Origin of the sequence: Streptomyces griseoruber, assembly GCF_001514205.1 — a bacterium.
GTDB lineage: Bacteria > Actinomycetota > Actinomycetes > Streptomycetales > Streptomycetaceae > Streptomyces > Streptomyces griseoruber.
Genome location: NZ_KQ948770.1, coordinates 286,689 through 298,031, shown reverse-complemented (window position 1 = coordinate 298,031; position 11,343 = coordinate 286,689). Strand labels below are relative to the sequence as shown.

The 11,343-nt window shown below is 72.0% G+C and carries 12 protein-coding genes; 6 read left to right on the top strand and 6 right to left on the bottom strand.

What is annotated here, in order from left to right; translation table 11 throughout:
• From AQJ64_RS46240 to AQJ64_RS21945, 3 genes are all read right to left on the bottom strand, one after another.
• A partial coding sequence (locus AQJ64_RS46240; RefSeq protein WP_483316191.1) for a transposase family protein occupies nt 1–471 on the bottom strand: 471 nt, incomplete at its 3' end.
• A 222-nt stretch (nt 472–693) separates the two neighbouring features.
• Entirely contained in the window at nt 694–1,326 is a 633-nt protein-coding gene (locus tag AQJ64_RS21950) for a TetR/AcrR family transcriptional regulator (RefSeq protein ID WP_055636847.1), read from the bottom strand.
• Nucleotides 1,323–2,849: a 3-hydroxyacyl-CoA dehydrogenase gene (locus AQJ64_RS21945; RefSeq protein ID WP_055636848.1), complete on the bottom strand. Its 1,527-nt coding sequence runs from the start codon at nt 2,847–2,849 to the stop codon at nt 1,323–1,325. The genes AQJ64_RS21950 and AQJ64_RS21945 overlap by 4 nt, the downstream gene beginning before the upstream one ends.
• A gap of 159 nt (nt 2,850–3,008) precedes the next feature.
• Here AQJ64_RS21945 and paaN point away from each other — a divergent pair, with 159 nt between their 5' ends.
• Nucleotides 3,009–4,703, top strand: a complete 1,695-nt coding sequence (paaN, locus tag AQJ64_RS21940) for a phenylacetic acid degradation protein PaaN (RefSeq protein ID WP_055636849.1) — start codon at nt 3,009–3,011, stop codon at nt 4,701–4,703.
• On the opposite strand, the gene AQJ64_RS21935 is transcribed toward paaN, so the two are convergent.
• The 3 genes from AQJ64_RS21935 to AQJ64_RS21925 are packed head-to-tail and all read right to left on the bottom strand — an operon-like array spanning nt 4,700 to nt 7,442.
• Nucleotides 4,700–5,455, bottom strand: coding sequence for a TrmH family RNA methyltransferase (locus AQJ64_RS21935; protein ID WP_055636850.1), 756 nt, complete (start codon nt 5,453–5,455; stop codon nt 4,700–4,702). The two genes, paaN and AQJ64_RS21935, sit on opposite strands and share 4 nt — an antisense overlap.
• A complete protein-coding gene (locus AQJ64_RS21930) occupies nt 5,452–6,663 on the bottom strand; it encodes an HTTM domain-containing protein (protein WP_055636851.1) in 1,212 nt (403 codons plus the stop codon). Before AQJ64_RS21930 ends, AQJ64_RS21935 begins: the two co-directional genes overlap by 4 nt.
• The gene (locus tag AQJ64_RS21925; RefSeq protein ID WP_059202888.1) at nt 6,660–7,442 is read right to left on the bottom strand and encodes a DUF5819 family protein; all 783 of its coding nucleotides are present in this window, start codon (nt 7,440–7,442) and stop codon (nt 6,660–6,662) included. The genes AQJ64_RS21930 and AQJ64_RS21925 overlap by 4 nt, the downstream gene beginning before the upstream one ends.
• Nucleotides 7,443–7,674: 232 nt before the next feature.
• Between AQJ64_RS21925 and paaA the strand changes: the two genes are divergently transcribed.
• The 5 genes from paaA to AQJ64_RS21900 are packed head-to-tail and all read left to right on the top strand — an operon-like array spanning nt 7,675 to nt 11,270.
• Entirely contained in the window at nt 7,675–8,679 is a 1,005-nt protein-coding gene (gene paaA / locus AQJ64_RS21920; protein WP_055636200.1) for a 1,2-phenylacetyl-CoA epoxidase subunit PaaA, read from the top strand.
• Nucleotides 8,676–8,963 (top strand): 1,2-phenylacetyl-CoA epoxidase subunit PaaB, encoded by a 288-nt coding sequence (gene paaB, locus AQJ64_RS21915; RefSeq protein WP_055636201.1) that lies wholly within the window; start codon nt 8,676–8,678, stop codon nt 8,961–8,963. The genes paaA and paaB overlap by 4 nt, the downstream gene beginning before the upstream one ends.
• A complete protein-coding gene (gene paaC / locus AQJ64_RS21910) occupies nt 8,960–9,679 on the top strand; it encodes a 1,2-phenylacetyl-CoA epoxidase subunit PaaC (RefSeq protein WP_079061842.1) in 720 nt (239 codons plus the stop codon). The genes paaB and paaC overlap by 4 nt, the downstream gene beginning before the upstream one ends.
• Nucleotides 9,673–10,194, top strand: coding sequence for a 1,2-phenylacetyl-CoA epoxidase subunit PaaD (gene paaD / locus AQJ64_RS21905; protein WP_055636202.1), 522 nt, complete (start codon nt 9,673–9,675; stop codon nt 10,192–10,194). The genes paaC and paaD overlap by 7 nt, the downstream gene beginning before the upstream one ends.
• Nucleotides 10,194–11,270 carry a 2Fe-2S iron-sulfur cluster-binding protein gene (locus AQJ64_RS21900; protein ID WP_055636203.1) on the top strand — a complete coding sequence of 359 codons (1,077 nt, stop codon included), beginning with the start codon at nt 10,194–10,196 and terminating at the stop codon, nt 11,268–11,270. Before paaD ends, AQJ64_RS21900 begins: the two co-directional genes overlap by 1 nt.
• The last annotated feature ends 73 nt before the right edge of the window (nt 11,271–11,343 follow it).

The window sequence follows — 11,343 nt, the reverse complement described above, 5'->3', positions numbered from 1 at the left end:
CAAGCCGGCCGGCGTGCACACCAGGTGCAGCTTCAGGCCCCAGTAAAAGCGGGAGTGGGAGCGGCAGTAACCGTAGTTGGCCCAGCCGGCCAGGTCGGAGCGTTTGACCGTCTCGCGGGAGCGGGCGCACTCGACGGGCGTGGAGTCCACGATCCATACATCGTCCAGCCACAGGTCGGTATCTGCGGCCAGTGACCGGATGGCCCGCTTGACCAGGGGCAGAGCAGCTCGCAGCCGCTTGTTGTAGGCGGGGCGCTGTGGCAGATACGGGAACATGCCGTGCAGGTGGGCGTGGGCGAAGCGCAGCCAGCGGGCCTCGCAGTGGAAGCCCAGCACGGCCTGGGCAACTGCCAGGGTCACCAGCTCGGCATCGGTCAGCCGCGGCGGACGCCCACGCCACCGCAGGGTCTTCAAACGGTCATCGACATGCACGTACAGTGCCGTCAAGAGGGTGTCTAAATCGGTCGTCACAACCCGATGTTGGACACCCTCCCTACGTCTGAGAACCCCGCATTCGGAACTACTCGTCTAGTGCCGCGGCAGGCAACGTTTGCCCGTCAAGGAGCGGCGTCCGGTGCGTGCTCTCGGCGTGCCGGCCGGAAGTCCTCGTACTGGACGTACTTGGGCTTTCGGCCGGTGCGGCGAGAGTGCGTGCCGGGCGTCGCGACGGGGCGAACGTTGCCTGCCGCGGCACTAGAGTCCGGATCCCCGCGCCCGTATCCCCGCGCCCGGCTCCTGGTGCTCGGTGCGCAGACCGGCGAAGACCAGGCGCGCCACCGCGTCGGCCACGTCGCCCTCGGCCATCCCCCGGCCGCCGGGCCGGTACCACTCGACGATCGAGTTGATCATCCCGAAGACCAGCCGGGTGGCGAGCCGTACCTCCACGTCCCCGCGCACGTCCCCGTCGGCGGCGGCCGCCTTCAGCAGGTCGGCGACCCGGTGGTCGAAGTCGCGCCGCCGCTCCAGGGCCCACCGCTCGGTGCCGGTGTTGCCGCGCACGCGCAGCAGCAGCGTGACGTACGGCAGCTCGCCGATGAGGACCTCGACCATGCGCCGTACGACGTACTCCAGGCGCTCCACCGAGCGCCCCACGCACGCGTGCTCCTCCTCGAGGATCCCGAACAGACCGTCCAGGGCACGGCTGACGGCCCGGCGCAGCAGTTCCTCCTTGCCGGCCACATGGTGGTAGATCGACGACTTGGAGATGCCGGCCGCCCGGGAGAGGTGCTCCATGGACGTGCCGTCGTAGCCGCGCTCGTTGAAGACCTGGACGGCGACGGAGAGCAGGGTCTCCGGGGTGTACGTGTCGCGCTTGGCGGTGGTCATGAGGCGCCGCCCTCCCGCTTCTCGGTGGCGAAGGAGTGCCGGTACAGGGCGAGGGACGGCGCGTAGCGGCCGGAGGGGTCGCGCTCGTGCAGGTCGTCCAGGAGCGAGAAGGCCCACATGCGGCCGAGGCGCCGGCTCCACTCGAAGGGGCCGAGGGGGTAGTTCACGCCGAGCCGCATCGCGGTGTCGATGTCCTCCTCGGTGGCGACGCCCTTGGCGACGGCGTCGTGTGCGAGGTCGACGATCCGGGCGACCGTACGCGCGACGATCATTCCGGGGACGTCGCCGATGACGCTGACGTCCTTGCCGAGCGCCTGGAACAGGCCGATCGCCTCGGACAGGGTCTGCTGCGAGGTGTCCTGGGAGGCGGACAGGGCGATCCGGGTGGCCTTGCGGTAGTCGAGGGCGAGGTCGAAGTAGACGACGTCGCGGAACTCCACCGAGGTCTGGCCGTCGGCGAGGGCGAGCTGGCCGCCGCCGGGCAGCACCAGCCGGGTGCCGTGGTCCTCCTCGTCGGCACGGACCTGGATGCCCGCCTCGCGGATCAGCGCGAGCAGTTCGGCGGCGGGGCCCAGGTCGCCCTCGGCGAGGACGTAGGCGGGCGCCTGCTGCTTCTCGGCGGTGTGCGGCTCGGTGCTCTCCGCCCCCGCGCCGTCGTCGCGGTAGTCGAACCAGCCGTGGCCGGTCTTGCGGCCGAGGCGGCCGGACTCGACGAGGCGGCGCTGGGCGAGCGAGGGGGTGAAGCGCACGTCCTGGAAGAAGGACTGCCACACCGAGTGCGTGACGGACTCGTTGACGTCCTGCCCGATCAGGTCGGTCAGCTCGAAGGCGCCCATCCGGAACCCGCCGGACTCCCGCAGCACCGCGTCGATGGTGGCCGGATCGGCGCCCTGTGCCTCGTAGACCGCGAACGCCTCGGCGTAGAAGGGCCGCGCGATGCGGTTGACGATGAAGCCGGGGGTGTCGGCGCAGGCGACCGGGGTCTTGCCCCAGGAGCGTGCGGTCTCGTACGCGCGCGTGGCCGACGTGACGTCGGTGGCGTAGCCGGAGACGACCTCGACCAGCGGCAGCAGCGGCGCCGGGTTGAAGAAGTGCAGGCCCACGAAACGGCCCGGGTTGCGCAGGGCGCCGCCGATGGCCGTCACCGACAGGGAGGAGGTGTTGGTGGCGAGCAGACAGTCCTCGCCGACCACGTCCTCCAGGTGGCGGAGAAGCTCCTGCTTGACGTCCAGCCGCTCCAGGACGGCCTCCACGACCAGTCCGCAGTCGGCGAGGTCGGCGAGGCTCTCCGCGGCCACCAGACGGGCGCGCGCGATGTCCCGGTCGGAGGCGGCGAGACGGTTCTTCGACACGAGCCGGTCGAGGCGGTCGCCGATCGCGGCGGCCGCTTCCCGGGCCCGGCCGGGGACGGCGTCGTACAGCCGTACGGGATGGCCGGCGACCAACGCGACCTGGGCGATGCCCTGGCCCATGGTGCCGGTGCCGACGACGGCCACGGGGCTGCTGAGGTCGAGTGCTGTCATGTGCGCGATCCTCCCGCACGGGGTTTTCCACAGATGCGGCAGGCCCCCTTGTCCCGACCGATCGTTCGGTTACTCTAGCCCTGCCTGGCTGTTCCTGCCCAGGTTTCCGCCAGGTCATGAGCTCGACGGAGAGTTCTCAAGACGAGGAGTTGGTCCCGCATGGCCGCCGCCGAACCGACCGCGCACGATCTGATCGCCCAGCACCGGCCCACCCTCGACCAGGCCCTGGAAGCGATCCGCACCCGCGCGTACTGGTCCCCCCACCCGGAGCACCCGAAGGCCTACGGCGAGAACGGCAGCCTGGACGCGGCGGCCGGCAAGGCCGCCTTCGACGCCCTGCTGAACACCCGTCTCGACCTCGGCCAGCCCGGCACCGACGACTGGGTGGGCGAGGAGACCTCCCCCTACGGCATCGCCCTGGGCGTGACCTATCCGCACGCGGACGTGGACGTGCTGCTGCCCGCCATGACGGCCGGACAGCGCGCCTGGCGGGAGGCCGGCGCGGAGGTCCGCGCGGTGGTCTGCCTGGAGATCCTCAAGCGGATCGCCGACCGGACGCACGAGTTCGCGCACGCGGTCATGCACACCTCCGGCCAGGCGTTCATGATGGCGTTCCAGGCGGGCGGCCCGCACGCGCAGGACCGCGGCCTGGAGGCCGTGGCGTACGCGTACGCCGAACAGGTCCGCACGCCCGGCACGGCCGAGTGGAGCAAGCCCCAGGGCAAGCGCGACCCGCTCGCGATGACCAAGACCTTCACGCCCGTCCCGCGCGGCGTCGCCCTGCTCGTCGGCTGCAACACCTTCCCCACGTGGAACGGCTACCCGGGCCTGTTCGCCTCCCTGGCCACCGGCAACGCGGTCCTGGTCAAGCCCCACCCGCGCGCGGTGCTGCCGCTCGCGCTGACCGTGGGTGTCGCCCGCGAGGTGCTCGCCGCGGCCGGCTTCGACGCGAACCTCGTCGCCCTGGCCGCCGAGCGCCCGGGGGAGGGCATCGCCAAGACCCTGGCGACCCGCCCCGAGATCAAGATCATCGACTACACGGGCTCGGCCTCCTTCGGCGACTGGCTGGAGGCCAACGCCCGGCAGGCGCAGGTCTACACCGAGAAGGCCGGCGTCAACACGGTCGTCGTGGAGTCCACCGCGCACTACAAGGGCATGCTCGCCAACCTGGCGTTCTCGCTGTCCCTGTACAGCGGCCAGATGTGCACCACCCCGCAGAACCTGCTGATCCCCCGGGACGGCATCCGCACCGACGAGGGCCCGAAGACCTACGACGAGGTGGTCGCCGACCTCGCCCGCTCCGTCGACGGCCTGCTCGGCGACGACGCGCGCGCCAACGCGCTGCTCGGCGCCATCGTCAACCCGGACGTCAAGGCCCGGCTGGAGGCCGCCGCCGGCCTCGGCGAGGTCGCCCTCGCCTCCCGCGAGGTGGCCAATCCGGAGTTCCCGGACGCGGTCGTGCGCACACCGGTGATCGTGAAGCTGGACGGCGCCAAGCCGGACGACGAGGCCGCGTACATGAGCGAGTGCTTCGGGCCGGTCTCCTTCGCCGTCGCCGTCGACTCCGGCGCGGACGCGCTGGCGCTGCTGCGGCGGACGGTGCGGGACAAGGGGGCGATGACGGTCGGGGCGTACACGACCGACCCGGAGTTCGAGCGGGACGTCGAGGAGGTCTGTCTGGCGGAGGCCGCGCAGTTGTCGCTCAACCTCACCGGTGGGGTGTACGTCAACCAGACGGCTGCCTTCTCCGACTTCCACGGGTCCGGGGGCAACCCGGCGGCCAACGCCGCGCTCACCGACGGGGCGTTCGTGGCCAACCGCTTCCGAGTCGTCGAGGTGCGTCGGGACGCCTAGGGGGTCGGGGCGCTCCGCGCGCCGTGGCTCCAGTGGTACAGCGTCATCGCCACGCTCGTCGCCAGGTTGTAGCTGGAGACCTGCGGGCGCATCGGCAGGGACAGCAAACGGTCCGCACGCGCGCGTAGTTCGGTCGAGAGGCCGGTGCGTTCGGAGCCGAAGGCCAGAAGGGCGTCGTCCGGGAGTTCGACGCCCCTCAGGTCGTCACCCTCCGGGTCCAGGGCGAACACCGGCCCGGCGGGCAGCTCGGCCACGGCCAGCCGCTCCACGGCCGTCGCGAAGTGCAGGCCCGCCCCGCCGCGCACGACGGTCGGATGCCAGGGGTCGAGCGTGCCCGTGGTGACCACCCCGGTCGCGCCGAATCCGGCGGCCAGCCGGATCACCGCCCCCGCGTTGCCCAGGTTGCGCGGGTTGTCGAGGACCACGACGGGCGCGGTGCGGGGCGTGTGCGCCAGCTTCGCCAGCTGGGCCTCGCGGGAGGGCCGTACGGCCAGGGCGGCCACGGCCGTGGGATGCGGGCGCGGCACCAGCGAGGCGTACGTCGTCTCCGGGACCTCCGTCAGGAGGGCGTCCAGAGTGCCGCGGACGTCGGGGGCGAGGTCGTCCGCGAGGGCGAGCGCCGCCGCCCGGTCCGCGGTGACCGCGACCGGCACCTCGGCTCCGAAGCGCACGGCGTGCTTGAGGGCGTGGAAGCCGTCGAGCAGGACGTGCGAGTCGGCCAGGCGGCGCCAGTCGCTCACGGGGTCGGTCATGTCCGGGAGCCTACGTGGGTGGCCTCGGAGTTCTCCGGAGCGCGCTGCTGTGGCACCGGCGCACGGCCGTCGCGCGAGAACACCAGCTCCCGCGCGCGCAGCGTCCAGGCGCCGAGCCGGTGCAGGAAGGGCGTCGGCAGGAAGACCGCGTCCGCCGCGATCATCGCCAGCGAGAAGAACGGCAGGCCGAGAATGACGGCGATCGCGGCGTGCTCGGTCATCATCACCGCCAGCAGCACGTTCTTCACCCGGCGGTTGAACAGCGTGAACGGGAAGGCGACCTGCACGACGACCGTGCCGTACGTCACCAGCATCACCATGGTGCCGCTGCTCGACAGCAGGCCGCCGAGCGCGGGCCAGGGCGAGAAGTAGTCCAGGTGCAGGGGGTAGTAGACGGCGGTGCCGTCCTGCCAGCGCGAGCCCTGGATCTTGTACCAGCCGGCCGTCGCGTAGATCAGACAGGCCTCGGCCATGATCACGACCAGGGCGCTGTTGTGCAGGATGTTGCCGATCACGTCGAGCAGGATCCGGGGCTCCGCCGACCCGGTGCGGCGCCCGACGAGCCACCACAGGGCCTGCGCGGCCCAGGCCGCCCACAGGAGCGCGGGAATCGTCCACTGGCTGTGGAAGCCGCCCGTCGCCGTCACGGTGATCAGCACGGCCCCGAGGACGAGCCACAGGGCGGGCCCCACCCGGTCGGTGACCCGCTCCCCCCGCGCGCGTGCCGCCTCGGCGCGGCGCGCCCGGCGGGAGTCCAGCGACCACACCCGGCCGCAGCGGGTGAACACCAGGTAGATCGACATCAGGTGCAGGACGTTGTCGCCGCCGTCGCCCATGAAGACGCTGCGGTTCTGCAGCGAGAGCACGCCGACCATGAACAGCACCGACATCGTGCGGGTGCGCCAGCCCACCAGGAGCAGGGCGCTCGCGAGGACGGCGAGGGCATACACCAGCTCGAACCAGACCCGTCCGTCCGACCACATCAGGGCCGTGAACGCGCCGTTGGTGTCGATCAGCTGCCGGGCCAGGATCCAGCTCCAGGGGCTGTCGGGGCCGTAGAGCTCCGCGCGGTGGGGCAGCTCGCGCAGCAGGAACATCAGCCAGGTCGCGCTGAAGCCGATCCGGATCACGGCGCTCTGGTACGGGCCGTGCGCGGACTCGGTCACGCGCGCGATGGCGGCGGACACCGTCAGGGTGAAGCGGTTCACGACACACCTCCCCGGGCCTCGGCGGCCGGCACCGTCCACCAGGGCAGCACCCGGTACACCGGCGCCGACGACACCTTCTCCGTGCTCCACTTCGGCGGGGTCACGTTGACGGTCCGGGAGCGGACCTGGACCCGCTCGAGCCCGCCGTCCGCGCCGACAGCTCCGCCGCGCTCCAGGCGCAGCTCGACGATCCGGCGCAGATAGGTCTCGGAGAGGTCGCCGCGCAGCCCGACGGGGCGGTTGTCGGAGCCGTGGGTGGCGGTGAAGAAGTCCCAGGCGCGGCGCAGCTCGTTCTGCTGGGTGTGGCTCGGCACGATGTTGCGGTCGATGTCCCGGCCGTCCTGCGCGGACAGGTCGTACCAGCCGGTGGTGCGCGAGCGGCCGTCGGCGGTGCTGATCTCGGCGCGGACCTGGACCGCGATGTTCTGCTGCAACGGGTTCGGCGCGAACAGCTTCCAGTTCTGTTCGAACTCCGGGTAGATCCAGTCGTCTATCGCCTTGCCGTGCGTCTTCGTCACCGTGTTCGACGGCGCGACGTGCAGGAACACCATTCCCAGGTGCACGCAGACGGCGACGGCGACGACGGCGAGCGCCAGCGCGGCGGCTATCTGGTAGCGGGGCGACAGCGCGGCCACACCGGTACGGGGTTCGGGGGGCGGCGGGTCGTCCGGGGGCGGGGCACCGGGGGGCGCCGCGGGCGCCTGCGGAGTCTCCGCCTCCGGTTCCTCGGCCGCCGCCCGCCCCCGTGCGGCGTCAGGCCCTTTGTCGTACGCGTCCATTCCGCCCCGTTCCCCGATCCCGGTCGACTTCCCGTGCCTGCTGCGTCGCGCAATCGCGAACGGTACTCAGCCCCACCCGCTCGGCGCAGCCCCTCCCCGCCCGCAGGTTATCCACAGCGGTTGACACCTTACGACGGCCGTCCCACCATGGAATCGCACAGACCGAACGATCGGTCGGGAACGGTCCGGGACGACAGCCCGGAGGACAGCCGGGAAGAAAGAGGGGGACCTCATGGCGACAGCTACCGCGCCCCGCACGGCCGACGACGAGGCGTACCAGCGCACTTTCGACGCCGCCGTCGCCGCCGACGAGCGCATCGAGCCCCGCGACTGGATGCCCGATGCCTACCGCGCGACGCTGGTGCGGCAGATCGCCCAGCACGCCCACTCCGAGATCATCGGAATGCAGCCCGAGGCCAACTGGATCACCCGCGCGCCCTCCCTGCGCCGCAAGGCCATCCTGATGGCCAAGGTCCAGGACGAGGCCGGCCACGGGCTCTACCTCTACAGCGCCGCCGAAACGCTCGGCGTCGGCCGCGACGAGCTCCTCGACAAGCTCCACTCCGGCCGCCAGAAGTACTCCTCGATCTTCAACTACCCCACGCTGACCTGGGCGGACGTCGGCGCGATCGGCTGGCTCGTGGACGGCGCCGCGATCACCAACCAGGTCCCCCTGTGCCGCTGCTCCTACGGGCCGTACGCCCGCGCGATGGTCCGCGTCTGCAAGGAGGAGTCCTTCCACCAGCGCCAGGGGTACGAACTGCTGCTGGCCCTCAGCCGCGGCACCCCCGGGCAGCACGCGATGGCGCAGGACGCGGTGGACCGCTGGTGGTGGCCCTCACTGATGATGTTCGGCCCGCCCGACGACGAGTCCGCGCACTCCGCGCAGTCCACGGCCTGGAAGATCAAGCGGCACTCCAACGACGAGCTGCGCCAGCGCTTCGTCGACATCTGCGTCCCGCAGGCAAAGTCCCTCGGCCTCACCCTGCCCGACCCGGACCTCCGGTGGAACGAGGAACGGGGGCACCACGACTTCGGCCCGATCGACTGGACGGAGTTCAAGGAGGTCATCAAGGGCAACGGGCCGTGCAACGAAGAGCGGATCACCCAGCGCAGGCGGGCCCATGACGAGGGCGCGTGGGTCAGGGAGGCCGCCGCCGCCCACGCGGCCAAGCACAGCGGCACGGCGGCCGCGCACACCGGCGGAAGGACAGAAAAGGAAGTGGGACAGGCATGACGAACACCGACTGGCCGCTGTGGGAGGTCTTCGTGCGCTCCCGGCGCGGCCTCTCCCACACCCACGCCGGCAGCCTGCACGCACCGGACGCGGAGTTCGCGCTGCGCAACGCCCGCGATCTGTACACGCGGCGCGGCGAGGGCGTCTCCATCTGGGTCGTGCCGTCCTCGGCGGTCACCGCCTCCTCGCCGGACGAGAAGGACCCGTTCTTCGAGCCGTCCGCCGACAAGCCCTACCGGCATCCGACCTTCTACGAGATCCCTGAGGGGGTGCAGCACCTGTGACCGCCACCGTCCCGGTGACCGCCGCCCTCGCCCTCGGCGACGACGCCCTGGTGCTCTCCCACCGCCTCGGCGAGTGGATGGGCCACGCGCCCGTCCTGGAGGAGGAGGTCGCCCTCGCCAACATCGCCCTCGATCTGCTGGGCCAGGCCCGCGTCCTGCTGTCGATGGCCGGTGACGAGGACGAACTCGCCTATCTGCGGGAGGAACGCGCCTTCAGCAACCTCCAGCTCGTCGAGCAGCCGAACGGCGACTTCGCCCACACCATCGCCCGCCAGCTGTACTTCTCCACGTACCAGCACCTGCTGTACGCCGAACTGGCCGCCGGTGACGGTCCGTTCGCCGCACTCGCCGCCAAGGCCGTCAAGGAGACCGCCTACCACCGCGATCACGCCGAGCAGTGGACCCTGCGGCTCGGCGACGGCACCGACCTCAGCCATCAGCGGATGCGGACGGCGTGCACCGCGCTGTGGCGGTTCACCGGAGAGATGTTCCAGCCCGTGGAGGGCCTCGGCACGGACCTCGGGGCGCTGCGGACGGGCTGGCTGGAGGCGGTCGGCGCGGTGCTGCGGCGGGCCGGCCTCCCGGTCCCCGAGGGAGCGCAGTCGGGCGCCTGGACGGCCGGCGCGGGCCGGCAGGGTCTGCACACCGAGCCGTTCGGCCGGATGCTCGCCGAGATGCAACATCTGCACCGCAGCCACCCGGGGGCGTCATGGTGACGGCCACCGCCCTGGAGGCGGAGCTGCTCGCGCTGGCCGGTTCGGTGCCGGACCCGGAGCTGCCGGTGCTGACGCTGAGCGAGCTGGGGGTGGTGCGGGGCGTGCGCGTCCAGGACGCGGGCGCGGTCGAGGTCGAGCTGACCCCGACGTACACCGGCTGCCCGGCGATCGAGACGATGGCCGCGGACATCCGGCAGGCGCTGCGCGAGCGCGGCGTCCAGGACGTCACCGTGCGCACGGTGCTGGCCCCGGCCTGGTCGACGGACGACATCACGGACGAAGGCCGCCGCAAGCTCCGGGAGTTCGGCATAGCGCCGCCCCGGACCACACGGGAGACCGGCCCGGTCGCGCTCGCCCTGGGCCCCACCAGGACGCTCGACGAGGACCCGGTGCGCTGCCCGCACTGCGGCTGTGCGGACACCGAGCTGCTCAGCCGGTTCTCCTCCACCGCCTGCAAGGCGCTGCGCCGCTGTCTGGCCTGCCGTGAACCCTTCGACCACTTCAAGGAGCTGTGATGGCCCGAGCCGTGACGGCCCGTTTCCACCCGCTCCCGGTGGCCGCGGTGGACCGTCTCACCGATGACTCCGTCGCCCTCACCCTCGCCGTCCCCGAGGCCCTGCGCGAGGAGTACCGGCACGCGGCCGGCCAGCATCTCGCGCTGCGGCGCATCGCCGACGGCACCGAGATCCGGCGGACGTACTCGATCTGCTCGTCCGCCCCCGACCCGGCCGGCGAGGGACCGCGCACCCTGCGGGTGGGCGTGCGGCTCGTCGACGGCGGCGCCTTCTCGACGTACGCGCTGAAGGAGATCGGCGTCGGTGACGAGCTGGAGGTGATGACCCCGGCGGGCCGGTTCACGCTCGACCCGGCGCCCGGGCTGTACGCGGCGATCGTCGGCGGCAGCGGCATCACCCCCGTGCTGTCGATCGTCTCGACCCTGCTGGCACGCGAACCCGACGCCCGGTTCTGTCTGATACGCGGCGACCGTACGGCCGCGTCGACGATGTTCCTGGAGGAGGTCGCCGACCTCAAGGACCGCTATCCCGAGCGGCTGCACCTGGTCACCGTGCTCTCCCGGGAGGAGCAGCAGGCGGGGCTGCCGTCCGGACGGCTGGACCGGGAGCGGCTGACCGGGCTGCTGCCGGCGCTGCTGCCGGTGGCGGAGGTGGCGGGCTGGTTCCTGTGCGGGCCGTTCGGTCTGGTGCAGGGCGCCGAGCGGACCCTGCGCGAGCTGGGGGTCGCCCGATCCCGGATCCACGAGGAGATCTTCCACGTGGACGACGCGGCGCCCACCACCCGCGCGGCGGCGCCCGCGCACGCCACGGTGACGGCCCGGCTCGACGGCCGGGGCGGCAGCTGGCCCGTGCGGGACGGGGAGTCGGTGCTGGACACGGTGCTGCGCAACCGGCCCGACGCGCCCTACGCCTGCAAGGGCGGGGTGTGCGGGACCTGCCGGGCCTTCCTGGTCTCCGGCGAGGTGCGCATGGACCGCAACTTCGCGCTGGAGCCGGAGGAGACGGAGGCCGGGTATGTGCTGGCCTGCCAGTCGCATCCGGTGACGGAGGCGGTGGAGGTGGACTTCGACCGGTGAGGTGAGGTGAGGGCCCGCTTCGGACCACGCGCGGCCCCGCCGCGGGCGTTCCCTTCTTCTAGAACCTGTTCTA